The 18,257-nt window shown below is 62.9% G+C and carries 15 protein-coding genes; 3 read left to right on the top strand and 12 right to left on the bottom strand.

The annotated features are described in order from the left end of the window. Nucleotides 1–26: 26 nt before the first annotated feature. From WN982_RS12465 to WN982_RS12410, 12 genes are all read right to left on the bottom strand, one after another. Nucleotides 27–833 (bottom strand): SDR family oxidoreductase, encoded by an 807-nt coding sequence (locus WN982_RS12465; RefSeq protein ID WP_341312307.1) that lies wholly within the window; start codon nt 831–833, stop codon nt 27–29. A 107-nt stretch (nt 834–940) separates the two neighbouring features. Beyond that, nucleotides 941–2,119: an NlpC/P60 family protein gene (locus tag WN982_RS12460; RefSeq protein WP_341312306.1), complete on the bottom strand. Its 1,179-nt coding sequence runs from the start codon at nt 2,117–2,119 to the stop codon at nt 941–943. Nucleotides 2,120–2,324: 205 nt separating this feature from the next. After that, nucleotides 2,325–4,196 carry a PhoH family protein gene (locus WN982_RS12455; RefSeq protein ID WP_341312305.1) on the bottom strand — a complete coding sequence of 624 codons (1,872 nt, stop codon included), beginning with the start codon at nt 4,194–4,196 and terminating at the stop codon, nt 2,325–2,327. 347 nt (nt 4,197–4,543) lie between these two features. After that, nucleotides 4,544–5,005 (bottom strand): peroxiredoxin, encoded by a 462-nt coding sequence (locus tag WN982_RS12450; protein WP_341312304.1) that lies wholly within the window; start codon nt 5,003–5,005, stop codon nt 4,544–4,546. 126 nt (nt 5,006–5,131) lie between these two features. Next, nucleotides 5,132–6,028, bottom strand: coding sequence for a polysaccharide deacetylase family protein (locus WN982_RS12445; RefSeq protein ID WP_341312303.1), 897 nt, complete (start codon nt 6,026–6,028; stop codon nt 5,132–5,134). Nucleotides 6,029–6,038: 10 nt separating this feature from the next. Then, a complete protein-coding gene (locus tag WN982_RS12440; RefSeq protein ID WP_341312302.1) occupies nt 6,039–7,085 on the bottom strand; it encodes a bifunctional UDP-4-keto-pentose/UDP-xylose synthase in 1,047 nt (348 codons plus the stop codon). Beyond that, a complete protein-coding gene (locus WN982_RS12435; RefSeq protein ID WP_341312301.1) occupies nt 7,082–8,017 on the bottom strand; it encodes a formyltransferase in 936 nt (311 codons plus the stop codon). The genes WN982_RS12440 and WN982_RS12435 overlap by 4 nt, the downstream gene beginning before the upstream one ends. After that, on the bottom strand, nt 8,014–9,057 hold the full coding sequence (locus WN982_RS12430) for a glycosyltransferase (RefSeq protein ID WP_341312300.1): 1,044 nt from the start codon (nt 9,055–9,057) through the stop codon (nt 8,014–8,016). The genes WN982_RS12435 and WN982_RS12430 overlap by 4 nt, the downstream gene beginning before the upstream one ends. A 6-nt stretch (nt 9,058–9,063) precedes the next feature. Next, a complete protein-coding gene (locus WN982_RS12425; RefSeq protein WP_341312299.1) occupies nt 9,064–10,215 on the bottom strand; it encodes a DegT/DnrJ/EryC1/StrS aminotransferase family protein in 1,152 nt (383 codons plus the stop codon). Nucleotides 10,216–10,470: 255 nt separating this feature from the next. Beyond that, nucleotides 10,471–10,842 (bottom strand): SMR family transporter, encoded by a 372-nt coding sequence (locus WN982_RS12420; RefSeq protein WP_341312298.1) that lies wholly within the window; start codon nt 10,840–10,842, stop codon nt 10,471–10,473. A gap of 25 nt (nt 10,843–10,867) precedes the next feature. Continuing rightward, entirely contained in the window at nt 10,868–12,568 is a 1,701-nt protein-coding gene (locus tag WN982_RS12415) for a glycosyltransferase family 39 protein (RefSeq protein ID WP_341312297.1), read from the bottom strand. Between the two features lie 294 nt (nt 12,569–12,862). Further along, nucleotides 12,863–13,237 carry an Mth938-like domain-containing protein gene (locus tag WN982_RS12410; RefSeq protein ID WP_341312296.1) on the bottom strand — a complete coding sequence of 125 codons (375 nt, stop codon included), beginning with the start codon at nt 13,235–13,237 and terminating at the stop codon, nt 12,863–12,865. A gap of 533 nt (nt 13,238–13,770) precedes the next feature. On the opposite strand from WN982_RS12410, the gene WN982_RS12405 reads away from it, so the two are divergent. The 3 genes from WN982_RS12405 to thrC all read left to right on the top strand — a co-directional run bounded on the left by WN982_RS12405 (nt 13,771) and on the right by thrC (nt 17,885). Further along, nucleotides 13,771–15,018 (top strand): pyridoxal phosphate-dependent aminotransferase, encoded by a 1,248-nt coding sequence (locus WN982_RS12405; RefSeq protein ID WP_341312295.1) that lies wholly within the window; start codon nt 13,771–13,773, stop codon nt 15,016–15,018. Between the two features lie 75 nt (nt 15,019–15,093). After that, nucleotides 15,094–16,425 (top strand): homoserine dehydrogenase, encoded by a 1,332-nt coding sequence (locus WN982_RS12400; RefSeq protein WP_341312294.1) that lies wholly within the window; start codon nt 15,094–15,096, stop codon nt 16,423–16,425. Nucleotides 16,426–16,433: 8 nt separating this feature from the next. Next, on the top strand, nt 16,434–17,885 hold the full coding sequence (gene thrC, locus WN982_RS12395) for a threonine synthase (RefSeq protein ID WP_341312293.1): 1,452 nt from the start codon (nt 16,434–16,436) through the stop codon (nt 17,883–17,885). Nucleotides 17,886–18,257 lie beyond the last annotated feature (372 nt).

The raw sequence follows: 18,257 nt of genomic DNA, 5'->3' as shown, positions 1-18,257 counted from the left end.
AGCTGCAAAGCTGTAAAGCACGCCGTTCAGATCAGCGGCGTGCTGCCTCCATCCATCGGGACGATTGCGCCCGTCACATAGCTCGCGCGGCGGCTCGCCAGAAACAGCGCAACGTCGGCAATTTCCTCCGGTTTCGCATAGCGTCCGAGCGGCACTTTCGCCTGGCCGCGCGCCAGCGCGTCCGCGCCGTCGATGCCTTGCTGCGACGCTTCCAGCTTGACCGCTTCCTCGACGCGCTCAGTCAGCGTCGAACCCGGATTGATCGCGTTGATGCGGATACCGTAGCGCGCGTAGTAATGCGCAAGGCCGACGGTCGCAAGCATGAGCGCGGCATTCGCGGCGCCGCCGGCGATGTGGATATCGCTTGCGATCTTGCCGCCCATGCCGATGATATTGACGATGGTGCCGGGCTCAGTGCTTTCCCCGGTTTTTATCCGCTCGGCCATGCGGCGCAGCACTTCCTGCTGCGGATAGATGTACGGGAAATATTTCGCTTCCATGGTCGCCCGGAAGGCTTCGGCATCGAGTGTTTCCGGGTCGTAGCGGCGGGCCGCACCGGCACTGTTGATCAGCACGTCGATCGGGCCGACCGCAGTCGTGACTTCCTCGACAATATCGGCGGCGCTGTGCGGTTCGTGCAGGTCGGCGCGCGTCCGATGCACGTGCAGGCCTTCCTCGCGCAACTCTTCGTAGGCTCTTGCGAGATTGGCGGGGTCGCGCGAGACGATCGCGACCTTGGCGCCTTCCATCGCGAACGCGCGGGCGCAGGCGAGTCCGATGCCTTTGCTGCCGCCCGTGATCAGCACCACCTTGTCTTTCAGCCCGAGATCCATCGTCACCACCCGCTGTCGGAAGAATATCGAAGACGATAGCAGATCGGAGGCGTTACAGCAGGGCCGGGCGCGGACAGACGATATCTGTAGTGCGTTTCTCAGCGGCGTCAGAAATTGCCGTTGGCGAAACGGGCGATGGGGTCGTCGGTGGTTTGCGTGGGCGCGGCGGCGCCGCGCGAGGCGGTGGAGGCTCGCATGATCTGCACACCCTCATTCGCCTCCGCCTGACGCGCTTGCTGCGCCTGGCGCACCGCGACGGAGGCGGGCGGGGGCGGCTCGAACGCATCGGCGGCGGCGTTGATCGGGTCTGGAGCGCGGGCGATGGAGGCGGGCGCGGCGGCCCGCGGCGTCGCAACTTCTTGAGCTAGCGAATTTGTGGGGGCGTTATCCGGTATGGTGAGTTGTTGGGCAGCTTCAACCGGCGTCGGCGACACAGCGCCTGCCGCGCGCGCCTGCATTTGCGCGGCGCTCATGCCGGGCGGCGGCGGTTCAAAAGGATCAGCTTGGGCAGGCAAGGCCGCGTTTGGCGCGACGCTCGGCTGGGTGGCCGCTATCAATGGAGCACGAGCCGTAGCGCGTGTCGCCTGCTGCGGCGCCAATGAGCCTGCTGCATAGGCCGGCGGTTGTTGCGCCGCCGCTTTCGCTGCCGGCGCCGGGTTTGCCGCAGTGCCCGCGTACGCCGGCGCGGCCCGTTCCTGCGGCGCCGAAGCCTGATAACTCGGCGTATCGAACGGTGCCGGTCCTGCAGCCGGCGCCGCCACGCGCCGGATCCCGTCGAAGCGTTTTGCCCAATACGGATTGGTCAAATAATCGAGCCGCACCGTGCCGCCCGTCGACGGCGCATTGACGAAGCGCAGCTTGCCCACGTAGATACCGACGTGCGAATGCGCGCGCCCGGTCGTGTTGAAGAAAATCAGATCGCCAGGCGCGATTTCGTCCGGTTCGATCGATTCGCCGCGCCCGCTCATATCCGCGGTGGTTCGCGGCAGATTCACGGATGCCGCGCGTGACACCACATAGCGAACCAATCCGCTGCAATCGAAGCCACTATCGGGCGTATTGCCACCCCAACGGTATGGAATGCCGACCAGACTCATCGCCTGAATCGAGATTTCCTCACGGCCGATGCTGTGATCGACGAAATTCGGGAAGCCCAGCGGCGACGCTTGATAAGCGCCGTTCGCCACGGTGACTGAGCTATCGGACCCGCGCGACGTCTTCTGCGGCGCGCCGGCACAGGCGGCGAGCAGCGAAACGATCAGCAGCGAAAATGCGAGTCGGCGCATGAAGACCAGGCGAGCGGTAAGCGCTCGTTTAAAGGCAGACGATGACCGGATGGTAGCCGGTCAAACATGGCCCAGGCAAGAACTCTTGACAAATTACTTGAAGTTTGTGCGCTAAGTGTTGTCTGCCACGGACGCGGAGCCAATAAAAAAGCCGCGTCCGGTGTGAACCGGAGGCGGCTTCTAGCCGAAGCTAAGGTGTTGAAACTTAAAGGATCTCCGACGCGTAATCCGCGAGGCGCGAGCGCTCGCCGCGCGCCAACGTCACGTGCCCGCTGTGCGCCCACCCCTTGAAGCGGTCGACCACGTACGTCAGACCCGAACTGCCTTCCGTCAGGTACGGCGTATCGATCTGCGCAATATTGCCGAGACAAATGATCTTCGTGCCAGGACCCGCGCGCGTGACCAGCGTCTTCATCTGCTTCGGCGTCAGGTTTTGCGCCTCGTCGATGATCAGATACTTATCCACGAACGTGCGGCCGCGCATGAAGTTCATGCTCTTGACCTTCAGGCGCGAGCGGATTAGTTCCTGAGTCGCGGCGCGGCCCCATTCGCCGGCGGCATCGTCGGTCTTTTGCAGCACTTCGAGGTTGTCGTCGAATGCACCCATCCACGGCTGCATTTTTTCCTCTTCCGTGCCCGGCAAGAAGCCGATGTCTTCACCGACCGGGACAGTGGCGCGCGTCACGATGATCTCGTTGTAGCGCTTGTCGTCGAGCACCTGCGCGAGACCTGCGGCCAACGCGACCAGGGTCTTGCCGGTGCCGGCCTGACCCAGCAGCGTGACGAAGTCGATTTCCGGATTCATCAACAGGTTCAGCGCAAAATTCTGCTCGCGATTGCGCGCCGTGATACCCCACACGTTGTTCTTGTGGTGGCCGTAGTCGCGCAAGGTTTGCAAGAGCGCGGTCTTGCCGTTCAGCTCGCGAACCAGCGCATGAAACGTCGGCTCGCCGTTCTGCGGCTCCAGATAGACGAACTCGTTGACCAGCATCGACGCGCACAGCGGACCGGTCACGCGGTAATACGTGGTGCCCGTTTTGGTGTCCTGCCAGCTCTCCATGCCCTTCGCGTGCCTGGTCCAGAAATCCTGTGGCAGCGCGCGAATGCCCGAAAACAGCAGATCGCTGTCCTCGAGCACCTGGTCGTTGAAGTAATCCTCGGCTGGCAGGCCGAGCGCATGCGCCTTGATGCGCATGTTGATGTCTTTCGACACCAGCACGACCTGGCGGTCCATCCGGTCGCGCTGCAACGCGCGCACGACACCGAGAATCTGGTTGTCGGCCTTGCCTTCCGGCAGACCTTCGACAGGCTCGATGGCGGTGAGCTTGGTCTGGAAGTACAGACGCCCGGACGCCTCGCGGCTGCCCAGACGCGCAAGCGAAATGCCGTCCGACATGCTGCCGGCGTTCGCCACCAGCGCGTCCAGCGTGCGGCTCACCTGGCGTGCGTTGCGCGCGACTTCCGACATGCCTTTCTTGTGGTTGTCGAGTTCTTCCAACGTCATCATCGGCAGATAGACGTCGTGTTCCTCGAAACGGAACAGGCAGCTTGGATCGTGCATCAGCACGTTGGTGTCGAGCACGAAGAGCTTCTGTGCTTCGACCACGTCGGCGGTTGCGCCGCGTTTCTTGCCGGCGCTGCGCGTGCCGGGTGCTACGGCCGCAGGTGCGCTAGCGGCAGGTTGTTTTGCGCTCGGCGTGCGCGCGACCACTGGCTGCGGCTGTGCGGCAGGCGCAGCTTGGGCGGGTTCCGCTTGCGGACGGGCGGCAGGCACGGGTTGCAGCAAAGCGGCGGTCTGCTTCGTTTTTCGGACGCGCGCCGGTGCGGCTTGCCCGTCAGCAGCAGACGACGCAGCGGGAGCCGACGATACCGGTACGGGCCGCAAGGTGGTTGCGGCATTGGCGGCATGCGCCATCGGCGTGGCGACGTTCGCGCGGCCGTAATCGGCCGACTCTGCGGTTTCCCCTTCGTTCGCCTGTTTCTTCGCGGCGGAGCGCGCCGGCGTGGCGGCTTTGGCCTTGTATTCGTCAGGCGGCAGGAGATTGCCGAGCTTGCTGGGGGGGGTAGGCAAAGGCATGGTTTCCCTCGAAATAATCGGGTCACATATCGTGCGCCGCCTGTCGCATTCTGCCGGTGCCAATGTGTGCGCACGCAGTTTGCGCCCGGAGGCGCGCTTTCGGTCTAGAGATGCCGGTTCGCCTGGTCTTCGATCGGCTCCTTAACGGAAACGCGTGGCCGAGTGAACGAACGGCTGCGCGCAATTAAAAAAGCCGCCGCCCCGGCGTACGGGGCAAGCGGCTCGCCTATGGTCATCGCGTTGCGCCTCACGACTTCGACGGCACCGACAAAACGGCCGTGAAGTCTGGCGCAGCTGCGGAAAGAATGGGGTGGACAGGCACTCATTGCAACCCAATATAACGCGCCTCAAAGCGCTTGTACAGCCTCCAGAATGTCATCGACGTGCCCGGGCACTTTCACGCCACGCCACTCCTGGCGCAGCACGCCTTCGCCGTCGATGAGGAACGTGGAGCGCTCAATTCCCCGTACTTCTTTGCCATACATTTTCTTCATTTTCATGACACCGAAGAGCGCGCACAGTGTTTCTTCCGGATCCGAGATTAACGGGAACGGCAATTCGAGCTTGGCCTTGAAATTGTCATGCGAGCGCAGGCTGTCGCGCGACACGCCGAGAATTTCCGCGCCGGCTTTTTTGAACCTGGGATACAGATCGCGGAACTGCAGACCTTCGGTCGTGCAGCCCGGCGTGTTGTCCTTCGGATAAAAATACAGCACCACCTTCTTGCCCCGCAGCTTGGACAGCATGATCTCGCCACCGGTAGCAGGGGCGGTGAAGTCGGGGATGGGTTGGTCGACTGCGATGGGCACGAGGTTCTCCGGTTGTTATGGCCGGCGCCGGATTGCTGCGGCGTGGGCCTGGCATCTTGGCTTTGGGGAGGTCGGCCACCGGTGCGCGGAACGTCGACACGCGGCGGTCGGTTCGATCAGGGTCGCCTATGAGGGCTGGACAATCAACTCGCCGGAGCGGCCTGGAATTTCACCCCATGTAACAGGGTACGATGGCAGCGTACTGCGGTCTAGCGTGGCGTAGTAATCGCCCATCGTCGCGAAGCTGTGGCCTTGCGCGCGCCAGCCGTCCAGCAACTGTTCGAAAATCGGCGCGAGCTTTTGCCCTTCGAGTTCCGCGTGCAGCGTGAACACCTGGTCATGCGGATTGTTTTCGGTGTGCTTCAACATCCATGCGGCGACGTTGTGCTCATCGACACCATCCACGCCGAGCACTTCGTCGAGTGTGGGCAGCGTGGTGGGCATCTGCACATGCGACAGTTGCCTGCCGCCGACCACCGGCAGATACGGCGAGTGGCCGCGCCCGTCGGACGCGTACCGCATGCCCCACGCGTCGATCTGTTCGAACGCGTGGCCGTTCATCTGCCAGCCGGCCGCGCCGTGCGTGACGGGCGGTGCGCCGAAGATCGCGACGAAGCGGTTGAAGCTCTTCTGCATCTGCTTCTCGGTCCACTCGCGGTCTTGCGAACGCACATTGTCCTGCCAGTAAACGTGGTCCCACGTGTGGATGCCACATTCGAAACCGGCTTCATGAATCGCGCGCATTTCTGCGGCGCTCTTCACCCCGATGTCCGGTCCGGGCAGCAGCACCCCGTACAACAATTGCTTGATGCCGTAATGTTCGACCACCGACGTGCGCGACACCTTCTTCAGGAAGCCCGGCCGCAACACCCGGCGCATCGCCCAACCGGTGTGGTCGGGCCCGAGGCTGAAGAGGAAAGTGGCGCGCGCCTTGAAGCGGTCGAAGATGCGTGCGAGATTCGGCACGCCTTCGCGGGTGCCGCGCAGCGTGTCGACGTCGATCTTCAGAACGATACGAGCCAAGGATCAGCCCTTATTGCTGTTCGACGAGAGCGCGTGCTTCGCCGACATGGCCGCGGTACGCTTCGAAAATCTTGCGCAGCGCTTCGTCGAAGGTCGACTTCGGCGCCCAGCCGAGTTCCTGCATCGTGTTGTCGATCTTCGGCACGCGGTTTTGCACGTCCTGGTAGCCGGTACCGTAGTACGCGCCCGACGACGTTTCGACCAGTTGCACCTGCTTGGCCGTTTCCGCGTATTCCGGGAATTCGGCGGCCAGCGCCAGCATCTTGTGCGCGAGCTCGCGCACCGAGAAGTTGTTGGTCGGGTTGCCGATGTTGTAGATCTTGCCCGTCGCCACGCCGTCCTTGTTCTCGATGATCTTCATCAGCGCGCCAATGCCGTCGTCGATATCCGTGAACGCGCGCTTTTGCGCGCCGCCGTCGACGAGGCTGATGTTCTCGCCGCGCACGATGTGGCCGAGGAACTGCGTGACCACGCGCGAGCTGCCTTCCTTCGGTGTGTAGATCGAGTCGAGGCCCGGGCCGATCCAGTTGAACGGACGGAACAGCGTGAAGTTCAGGCCTTCCATGCCGTAACCCCAGATCACGCGATCCATCAGCTGCTTCGAGCATGCGTAGATCCAGCGCGGCTTGTTGATCGGACCGTACGACAGTTGCGATTCTTCCGGATCGAACTGCTCGTCCGTGCACATGCCGTAGACCTCGGAGGTCGACGGAAACACGAGGTGCTTGCCGTACTTGGCGGCCGAACGCACGATCGGCAGGTTCGCCTCGAAGTCGAGTTCGAACACGCGCAGCGGCTGTTTCACATACGTGGCGGGCGTGGCGATCGCGACCAGCGGCAGGATCACATCGCACTTCTTGACGTGATACTCGACCCACTCCTTGTTGATCGTGATGTCGCCTTCGAAGAAGTGCATCCGCTCATGATTGACGAGGTCGCCGAGACGTTCGGTCTGCATGTCCATTCCGAACACTTCCCAGTCGGTCGTTTCGAGAATGCGTTTGGACAGGTGATGGCCGATGAAGCCGTTCACACCCAGAATCAGGACTTTTTTCATGAATGACGGGGAGTTTGGATGAGCTGGGCGAATTCGGCCGGGGGGACGACGGTTTCGCCGCCGTCGTGCTGGTGCCGCAATTCATGGATGGCGATCGCGCGACCGTCGCCGCATATCGCGAAAACGGCATTATCGCTTACGTGCAGGCCCGGGGGCAAATCCGAGCGAAGCGCGCCGGGCGTGGCCAGACGTGCACGGGCGATGATGAAGCGCTTGCCGCCGATATCGATGAAGGCGCCGGGATAGGGCGGCGCGACCGCGCGGATCAGGTTGTAGACCTGCTGCGCGGGTTGCGTCCAGTCGATGCGGCCGTCCTCGGGCTTGCGCCCGCCGTAGTAACTGCCGTGCGACAGATCGTTCGGCAGATGCGGCGCTTCGCCCGCCAGCAAGGAAGGCAGCACGCGCCACAGGGTTTGCTCGGCGGCCACCGTGACCTTGTCGAACACTTGCGCGGCGGTGTCGTCGGGCAGGATCGGCACCGGCGTTTGCGCGATGATCGCACCCGCGTCGGGTCTGGCGGCCATTTCGTGGAGCGTCGCGCCGGTTTCGGTTTCGCCGTTGATCACCGCCCAGTTGGTCGGCACGCGCCCCCGATACTTGGGCAGGAGCGAACCATGCATGTTGTAAGCGCCCCGTGCGGCAAGCGCCAGCAGGTCGACCGGCAACATATGGCGGTAGTAGAACGAGAAGATGAAGTCCGGCCGCGCGGCGCTTACCGCGGCGCGCAGTTCCGGGCTCTTCGGATCAGCCGGCGTGACGACTGGAATACCGTGCTCGGCGGCCACTGACGCGACGCTGCCGAACCAGATGTTTTCGGTCGGGCTGTCTTCGTGGGTGACGACCAGCGCCACGTCGACGCCGCGCGCGAGCAGCACCTGCAGGCAGCGCACACCGACGTTGTGATACGCGAAGACGACTGCGCGCGGTTTCATGGATTGGGTCCCTGATCGACGAGTGGCGCGGCTTGCACCGCCTGCACGACTGCCTGACGCGGCGCTTCGGTGACGGTGGTGCCGTCGCGCTGTTCGAGAATCGTCTGCACCAGATAGCGCGGACGGGCGCGCACCTGCTGATAGATCCGCCCGATGTATTCGCCGAGCAGGCCGAGCGCGAAGATGATCACGCCGAGCAGGAAGAAGGTGATGGCGAACAGCGTGAACACACCTTGCACTTCCGCGCCGATGATAAAGCGGCGAATCAGCAGCAGCACGAACAGCGCCGCGGAACCGAGCGAAAGAATCACGCCGATGAACGACAGCCATTGCAGCGGCACGACCGAGAAGCCTGTAACGAGATCGAAATTCAGGCGGATCAACGAATACAGCGAGTACTTCGATTCGCCGGCAAAACGCTCCTCGTGCGCGACTTCGATCTCGACCGGATTCTGCGCGAAGGTGTAGGCGAGCGCCGGGATGAAGGTGTTGATCTCACCGCAGCGATTGATCGTGTCGATGATGTGACGGCTGTACGCGCGCAGCATGCAGCCCTGGTCGGTCATCTTGATGCGCGTGATGCGCTCGCGCAGGCGGTTCATCGCACGCGATGCCTTGCGGCGCCACAGGCTGTCCTGGCGCTGCAAGCGAATCGTGCCGACGTAGTCGTAGCCTTCGCGCATCTTCGAGACCAGCTTGCCGATTTCTTCAGGCGGGTTCTGCAAGTCGGCGTCGAGCGTGATGACGATCTCGCCGCGCGATTGCTCGAAGCCAGCCAGAATCGCCATGTGCTGGCCGTAGTTGCCGTTCAGCAGGATCACGCGGGTCGTGTCGGGCCGCGCGCGGAACTGCTCGGCGAGCAGGGCGGCGGATTTGTCGCGGCTGCCGTCGTTGATGAAGATTACTTCATAGCCGGTGCCGAGCGCGTCGAGCGCCGGATAGAGGCGCGCGAACAGCGCGGCCAGCCCGGCTTCCTCGTTGTACACCGGGATGATGATCGACACTTCCGGTGCAACGGCGCGATGTTCCGAATAACTCATTTCCGCTTATTTTCCGTATTGTTCGCAAATTTCATTGACCGCACGGCAGACCCGTTCCACATCGCCTTCGTTCATCAGCGTGAACAAGGGCAGCGTGACGGTGGTCGCGCCGAAGCGCTCCGCGTGCGGGAACATCCCTTCCTTGAAGCCACGCGCCCGATACAGCGAGAACAGGTGAATCGCCGGATAATGCACACCAGAGCCGATGCCGCGCTCTTTCAGCGCGCCCATGAAGCCGGCGCGATCGATCGACAGCTTTTCGAGCGGCAGCGTGATCTGGAACATGTGCCAGTTGCTGTTTTCGAAGTCGGCAAGCGGCAGGCCGATCCCCAGCTTCACCGCCGCACCGCCTTCGAAACCGGCGAAGTACGCGCGCACGAGTTTCTTGCGCTGCGCGATGAAGCGCTCCAGATGCGGCAATTGACCGAGGCCGACGCGCGCGGCGACGTCCGTCAGGTTGTACTTGCCGCCCAGCACGTCGCAGTCCATGCCGTCGAAGCCGGTGCGGGTGATGCCTTGCAGCCGGTACTTCTGCGCGAGGATCGCTTCTTCCTCGTTGTTCAGCACCAGCGCACCGCCTTCGATCGAGGTCAGATTCTTGTTCGCGTGGAAGCTGAACGAGACCATATCGCCGAGCTTGCCGATGCGCTCGCCTTTCCACGTCGAGCCGAACGCCTGCGCGGCGTCTTCGATCACGCGCAGCTTGTGGGTGCGGGCGATTTCATAGAGACGATCCATGTCGACCGGCAGGCCCGACAGATAAACCGGAATAATCGCCTTGGTACGCCGCGTGATGGCCTTTTCGAGCAGATCGAGGTCGATATTGCGGGTGGCTGGATCGATGTCGACGAACACCGGCGTCGCGCCGGTTTCATAGATCACATTGCTGGTCGCGACCCACGAGGCGGGCGTGGTGATGACTTCGTCGCCTTCGCCTACACCGGCGATGCGCAGCCCGATTTCGAGCGTCGCCGTGCCGGAATTGAAGGTGCGCACCGGACGGCCGCCGCAGAACGCCGACAGCGCCGCTTCGAACTTCTGATTCTGCGGGCCGGTGGTGATCCAACCGGAGCGGAGCACGTCGGCGACACCCTGGATCGTTTCTTCATCGATTTCGGGTTTGACAAACGGCAAAAACGGGACTGTTGACTGGCTCATTGAATGCTTCGCTCGATTGAAAGGGGCGCAACCCGAAGGGCACGAAGTAAAGCACACACTACGCGCAAACCCAAGGCCACGGCTAAAAAAGGGCGCAACCGCAAAGCATACCGCGGTCATCCTTACGTTTTACTTAGCCAGCGTCGATGCCCGGCTTACAGCATCTTTTGCCACCGGCGTTCGGCGAGACCCGCGCCGGCAATCGCAATAAACGGTAATAAAGCCTGCCCGGCCAGCCACTACCGGGCCCTGCACCTAGCTGCGCGCCAGGACGACTACGCCGATCAGGATGATGCCGATCCCGATCAGCTTCTGCACCGACATCACTTCACCGAACAGATACCACGCCGCGATCGCATTGACGACGTAGCCGAGCGAGAGCATCGGATAGGCAATCGACACATCCACCCGCGACAGTCCGATCACCCACACAGCGACGCTGATCACATAGCAGGCGAGCCCGCCGATGATCGGCGGCTGGGTTGCGAGCCGCCAGCCGATGGGCAGGATGTTCGCACGGGTGAATTCGAAGTGTCCAACGGCATTCGTTCCGGCTTTGAGCAGCAACTGTGCGCCGGCGTTCAACGTGACGCCGGCGAGAATGCAAAAGAGGGAAATCGGGTTCATCTAACGTTCTGATCCGGATGTGGGGTCATTGTTGGGGTTTTTCTACAGCCACAGGCTTCATCACCACCACCCGGCGCGAGTCGCGCGCGACAACCTGCATCGGCAGGTGCTGCGCAAGCAGCTTGTCGTAAGTGGACGGCGGGATCAGTGCGAGCGCGTAGCGATCGGCCTTCCAGCGTTCGACCCAGGCATCGACCGACGGCACCCATTTCTGCGGTTCGACGGAAATGCCGAACGCCAGCTCGTCCGGATGCTCGACCATGATCATTGGGTGGTCGACATAGAACGGCAGTGTGTGGTCGAGCACGCCGACCGAGTAGAACGGCGTATCCGCCGGCAGTCTCGCGATCTCGGCCTTGATCGCGGGCGCGAGCGGCGCGCCGGAGCTCAGCCGTCCGAACACGTCGTGACCGGTGCCAGCGATCGTGCCGAGCAGCAGCCACGCCGCGCCGAAGGCCGCGACGGCGCCGAGAATGCCTGCCCGGCTGCGGCGGTTCAGCCATAGCGCCGCCAGCGTCAGCGCGAAGGCGACGGCGAGCGCCGCGAGCACCCAGGTGCGGTATTCGACATACAGCTCGGTCGGGTTGCGCGCGCTGCCGAAGCGCGACAGGAACAGCGCGGCGAATGCCGCCACCACCAGAAACAGTGCATAGCCGGCCAGATGGCGGCGCAGCTGGTCGCGCGTGACGAGCGGCAGATACATACCGATCAGCAGCGCGATGGCCGGGGCGATCGGCAGCGTGTAGGACAGCAGCTTCGAGTGCGACGCACTGAAGAACAGGAAGATGAAGACCGTCCACACCAGCAGCAGGATCACCGGTGCGAAGCCGTTCGGCTGGCGCGGCTGGCGCCACGCGTGGCGAACGCTTTGCACGGTAATCGACAGCCACGGCAGGAACCCGACCAGCAGCACCGGCACGAAGTAATAGAACGGCCCGGGGCGGTTCTGTTCAGGCGTCAGATAGCGCTTGAACTGCTGGACGACGAAGAAGAAGTTCAGGAACTCCGGATTGCGCTGTTGCACCAGCGCGAACCAGGGCGTGACGATCGCGAAGAACACGATCAGGCCGCCGATCAGGTGCAGGCGCTTCCAGACCGCCCAGTCGCGCGCAAGCAGCGTGTACAGCACCAGCACCGCGCCCGGCAGGATCACGCCGACCAGGCCTTTGGACAACACCGCCATCGCCATCGACGCCCAGCACAGCCACATCCAGCCGCGCACGTTGGCGCTCGGCAGGTTGGGGCGCTGCGCAAGCAGCAGCGCGCAGAGCGAGAGCTCCATCCAGAACGACAGGCCCATGTCGAGCGTGTTGAAGTGACCCATCAGGTTCCAGTACGGCGAGGTCGCCAGCACGAGCGCCGTGAACACGCCGGTCGCCGCGTTGAACACGCGCGCGCCGGTAAAGCCGATCAGCAGCACGCCGGCAAAGCCCGTCAGGGCGGTGTAAAGCCGTGCCTGCCATTCGCCGACGCCAAACCACGCGAACGTGAGCGCGTTCGCCCAGGTTTGCAGCGGGGGTTTCTCGAAGTACTTGTAGCCGTTGTAGCGCGGCGTGATCCAGTCGCCGGTGACGAACATCTCACGCGCCATTTCGGCGTAGCGGCCTTCGTCGCTGGGCAGCAGATGGCGCCAGCCGAGCGGCACGAACCAGATCACGGCGAGGGCCAGCACGAGCAGCAGGATCGTGGTGCGATTGAGCGGTAGCCGGGACGGCGTATCGTTCATGAATTTCAACCTTTTTGGCGACGCCGCATGGGGCAGCGTTGCGTTGTTGTTCGGAAATGACGGCTGGTGTTTCGGGGGACTGGCCCCCAGCGCCCGCGTGCAGGGCACAAGATGACACTTGCTGCCGGTAGCAATGCACAGGGCGCCGGCACGGCACCGATGGCGCGCAGTGTACGTTATCGGCTGTGACGCGGCCAAGGTGTGCGGTCAGTTCGGCGATGCGGTTGCCGCAGGTGTCATATGCGGCAACGGCTTGCGCCTGCACGACACCCGCGCCGCACCCATGCGGCGCCGTTACGCTTCGATCAGCAACGCGGCCGCGACCTTGCGGCCCTCGGCCATCAGAATGTTGTAGGTGCGGCAGGCGGCCTTGAAGTCCATCGTTTCGACGCCGATACGTTTGGCGGTGAGCGCGGCGGTCAGGCGCGGATGCGGGAAACGCAACCGCTCGCCGCTGCCGAACACGACCACTTCGGGCGCGGACTCCACCAGCATGGCGAAGTGCTCGGCGCTCAGCTGCTCGAACGAGGAAACGGGCCAAGGGATGACGGGCGCGTCCGGCAGCACGAGAATGCTGCCCGAATGGCGTACCAGATTGATTTCGACATAGTCGGCGCCGTAACCGGTGACGGTGTTCAGGGCGCCGCTGGAATCCTGATGTAATTTCAAATTCGTTTTCCGAAGTCGTCGTGAGACATCATGCGTGTTGGCGGCCTGACCGGGCGGAACTGGAGCAGGGCGGTTTGACGCGAGCGAGACACGCGAGTGGGACAGAAGCGGCCGAAAAGGCTTGCCGTTGCGGTTGGTGCATTGCGGAAGTCGGCCAAAATCCGCTAAATTATAGCTTTTTAGCCGGAAAGCGGCGCCCCTCGCTTTATGTGCCGCTCGACGTGCCGCCACCAGCCGCACGCGAGAGCCGGGCGCGGCCGGCTACCCGCCTCCGTTCCGCGCGCTGTTTTACTCGTTGTTTTGCCCGGCTGCTCGCTGTTTCGCCCGGCGTTCGCCAGTTTGGCTGCTTCACCGGCGCGATCCGCCGGGTCCGCGGCAATATGTGTGCGAAGTCGGCCCGAGCCGCGGCACAACCCGCGTCTACCGGCCGTCGCTGACCGCGCCGAGTCAGAATTCCCCTTATCGGCGGACTTGCCCGGCCCGGCGATTGTTTCACCTCCGCTTGTTCGCCCAAGCCTACCAACCAGGATGAAGTGCCCGCCGTGAAACAGATTCTGAAATCCAACAAGTTGTTGAACGTCTGCTACGACATTCGCGGGCCCGTCCTCGAACATGCGAAGCGGCTCGAAGAAGAGGGCCATCGCATCATCAAGCTGAACATCGGCAATCTCGCGCCGTTCGGCTTTGACGCGCCGGATGAAATCATCCAGGACATGATCCTGAATCTGCCGGGTTCGTCCGGCTACTCGGATTCCAAGGGCGTGTTCGCCGCGCGCAAGGCGATCATGCATTACACGCAGCAAAAAGGCGTGCACGGCGTCGAACTCGACGATATCTATATCGGCAACGGCGCATCCGAGCTGATCGTGATGGCAATGCAGGGCCTGCTCAACGACGGCGACGAAGTGCTGCTGCCCGCCCCGGACTACCCGTTGTGGACCGCGGGCGTGAGCCTGTCGGGCGGCACGCCGGTGCATTACATCTGCGACGAAGCAAACCGCTGGATGCCCGATCTCGACGATATCCGCGCGAAAATCACCCCAAACACGCGCGCGCTCGTCGTGATCAACCCGAACAACCCGACTGGCGCGCTGTATTCGGACGAACTGCTGCTCGGCCTGATCGAGATCGCGCGCCAGCACGGCCTCGTCATTTTCGCCGACGAGGTTTATGACAAGATCGTCTACGACGGCAAGAAGCACACGTCGATGGCGGCGTTGTCCGAAGACGTGCTCACCGTCACGTTCAACAGCCTGTCGAAGAGCTACCGTTCATGTGGCTACCGCGCCGGCTGGATGTTCATCTCGGGCCTGACCGGCGAGAACCGCCGGCACGCGAAAGATTACTTCGAAGGGCTCGGCATTCTGGCCTCGATGCGCCTGTGCCCGAACGTGCCCGGCCAGTACGCGATCCAGACCGCGCTCGGCGGCTATCAGAGCATCAACGACCTGATCGTGCCGAGCGGCCGCCTGTACAAACAGCGCGAACTCGCGTATGACATGTTGACGGCCATCCCCGGTGTGAGTTGCGTGAAGCCCGAAGCGGCGCTCTACATGTTCCCGCGCCTCGACCCGAAGATTTATCCGATCCAGGACGACCAGCAGTTCATCCTCGACCTGCTGCTGGAAGAGCGCGTGCTGCTCGTGCAGGGCACCGGTTTCAACTGGAAGACGCCGGATCACTTCCGCGTCGTGTTCCTGCCGAACGTGGACGATCTCGCGGATTCCATCAACCGGATTGCGCGCTTCCTCGACGGCTACCGCAAACGCCACACGGCTTAATGCGGATTCGGCGCGCGCCGCGCGCCATCCCGGCACCCGTTTCCTTTAAATCACTTACTCGAAAACACACGCTGCATGGAACCGATCAAAGTTGGACTGCTGGGCTTCGGCACGGTAGGCAGCGGCACCTTCACGGTACTGCGCCGCAATCAGGAAGAAATCAAACGCCGTGCGGGCCGCGGAATCGAGATTGCGCGCATCGCCGTGCGCAATCCCGCCAAAGCGACCGCGGCGCTCGGTAGTGAAGCCGGCACAGTGGCGCTGACCGATGACTTCAACGCGGTGGTCGACGATCCGTCGATCGATATCATTGCGGAAATGATCGGCGGCACGGGTGTCGCGCGCGATCTCGTCCTGCGCGCGATCAACAACGGCAAGCATGTGGTGACCGCCAACAAGGCGCTGCTCGCGGTGCACGGCACGGAGATTTTCGAAGCGGCGCGCGCCAACGGCGTGATGGTGTCGTTCGAAGCGGCTGTGGCGGGCGGCATTCCGATCATCAAGGCGCTGCGCGAAGGGCTGACGGCCAATCGGATCCAGTACATCGCCGGCATCATCAACGGTACGACGAACTACATCCTGTCGGAGATGCGCGACCGCGGCCTCGACTTCGCGACCGCATTGAAGGCCGCGCAGGAGCTGGGTTACGCCGAAGCCGATCCGACCTTCGATATCGAAGGCGTCGACGCCGCGCACAAGGCGACGATCATGAGCGCGATTGCGTTCGGCGTGCCGGTGCAGTTCGACCGCGCCTACGTCGAAGGCATCAGCAAGCTTGCTGCGATCGACATCAAATACGCCGAGGAACTCGGCTACCGCATCAAGCTGCTCGGCATCGCGCGCCGCACCGACAAGGGCATCGAACTGCGCGTGCACCCGACGCTGATTCCGGAAAAGCGCCTGCTGGCGAACGTGGAAGGCGCGATGAACGCGGTCGTCGTGCACGGCGATGCGGTGGGCACGACGCTGTACTACGGCAAGGGCGCGGGCGCGGAGCCGACGGCATCCGCGGTGGTCGCCGATCTGGTCGACGTGACGCGTTTGCACACGGCCGATCCGGAACATCGCGTGCCGCATCTGGCGTTCCAGCCGGACAGCCTGTCGAGCACGCCGATCCTGCCGATCGACGAAGTGACGAGCGGTTATTACCTGCGTTTGCGCGTGGCTGACGTGACCGGCGTGCTGGCCGACATCACGCGCATTCTCGCGGACACCGGCATTTCGATCGACGCGCTGCTGCAGAAGGAATCTGAGCAGGTCGACGCGAACGGCAAGGGCGAAACAGACATTATTCTGATCACGCACGAGACGGTCGAAAAGAACGTCAACGCCGCGATCAAAACGATCGAAGCGCTGAAGACCGTTGTCTCGCAAGTTACGAAGCTGCGCATGGAAGCGCTCAACTAGGCCGACATATGAACTACCTCTCCACGCGCGGCGCCGGAGCCGGCGAGCGCCATACGTTTTCCGACATCCTGCTGGGCGGTCTCGCGAAAGATGGCGGCCTGTACCTGCCCGCCGAATACCCGCGCGTTTCCGCTGACGAACTGACACGCTGGCGCACGCTGCCTTACGCGGATCTCGCGTTCGAGATTCTGTCGAAATTCAGCGACGACATTCCCGCCGAAGACTTGCGCATGCTGACGCGCCGTACCTACACGGCCGAGACTTACTGCAACGTGCGCGACGACGAAAGCGCAGCACAGATCACGCCGCTCAAGACGCTGGGCGTTGAGAACGGCGCGCCGCTGTCGCTGCTCGAGCTGTCGAATGGACCGACGCTGGCATTCAAGGACATGGCGATGCAGTTGATCGGCAACCTGTTCGAGTACGCGCTGGCCAGGCACGACGAAACACTGAACATTCTCGGCGCGACTTCGGGCGACACCGGCAGCGCTGCTGAGTATGCGATGCGCGGCAAGAAGGGCATTCGCGTGTTCATGCTGTCGCCGCACAAGAAGATGAGCGCGTTCCAGACCGCGCAGATGTACAGCTTGCAGGACCCGAACATTTTCAACCTCGCGGTTGAGGGCGTGTTCGACGACTGCCAGGACATCGTCAAGGCTGTGTCGAACGATCACGCGTTCAAGGCGAAGTACAAGATCGGCACGGTCAACTCGATTAACTGGGCGCGTGTGGTGGCGCAGGTCGTGTACTACTTCAAGGGCTATTTTGCCGCGACGAAGTCGAACGACGAGCGCGTGTCGTTCACGGTACCGTCGGGCAACTTCGGCAATGTTTGCGCGGGCCACATTGCACGGATGATGGGGTTGCCGATCGAGAAGCTGGTGGTGGCGACAAACGAAAACGACGTGCTCGACGAGTTTTTCCGCACGGGCATTTACCGTGTGCGCAAGGCGGCTGAGACGTACCACACGAGCAGCCCCAGCATGGACATTTCGAAGGCATCGAACTTCGAGCGTTTCGTGTTCGACCTGCTGGGCCGCGATCCGGCGCGGGTGCTGCAGCTGTTCCGCGACGTCGAAGAGAAGGGCGGCTTCGACCTGGAGGCGAGCGGCGACTTTGCGCGGGTCAAGGAATTCGGTTTCGTGTCGGGCCGCAGCAGTCACGAGGACCGGGTGGAAGTGATCCGCGACGTATTCGAGCGTTACGACACGATGATCGACACCCACACGGCCGATGGCTTGAAGGTTGCGCGTGAGCATTTGCAGCCAGGCATTCCGATGATCGTGCTGGAGACCGCACAACCGATCAAGTTTGGCGAAACCATCCGGGAAGCGCTGCTGCGCGAGCCGGAACGTCCCGCCGCGTTTTCGGGGTTGGAATCGCTGCCGCAACGTTTCGAAGTGCTGTCGGCGGACGTGCAGCGCGTGAAGGACTTCGTGATGGCGAACACAGGCGAGTAAAACCATGAGCATCGAGCGCGACGGAGTCGCGCTCGATGCGGCGGGTGAAGTAGTGCAGTGCAATAAAGCGGCAATGAATAGACGCGACTGCCGAACACGGCGCGAGAAGGGACACTAAGTGTGACCAGCGCCCTTGGCACTACGGAACACTGCTGCGGCAGGGCAACGCCGTTGGTTATAGAAGTACCGCTGCGGCGCGCGCAGCGCCGTTGGTTTTAGAAGTGCCGCTGTGGCAGGGCAACGCCGTTGGTTATGGAAGTACCGCTACGGCGCGCGCAGCGCCGCCGGAGGAATGACTGCCTTGTCACCAGCGCGGAGTGCGCGAGAATACCGATTCCAGATGCTCCACTGCCCCCTCCAAGCCAGGGACCC

The organism is Paraburkholderia sp. IMGN_8 (assembly GCF_038050405.1).
In the GTDB taxonomy this organism is placed as follows: Bacteria; Pseudomonadota; Gammaproteobacteria; order Burkholderiales; family Burkholderiaceae; genus Paraburkholderia.
Note: the sequence above shows the minus strand (reverse complement) of the source record. Positions and strands in the feature narration are given on the sequence as shown.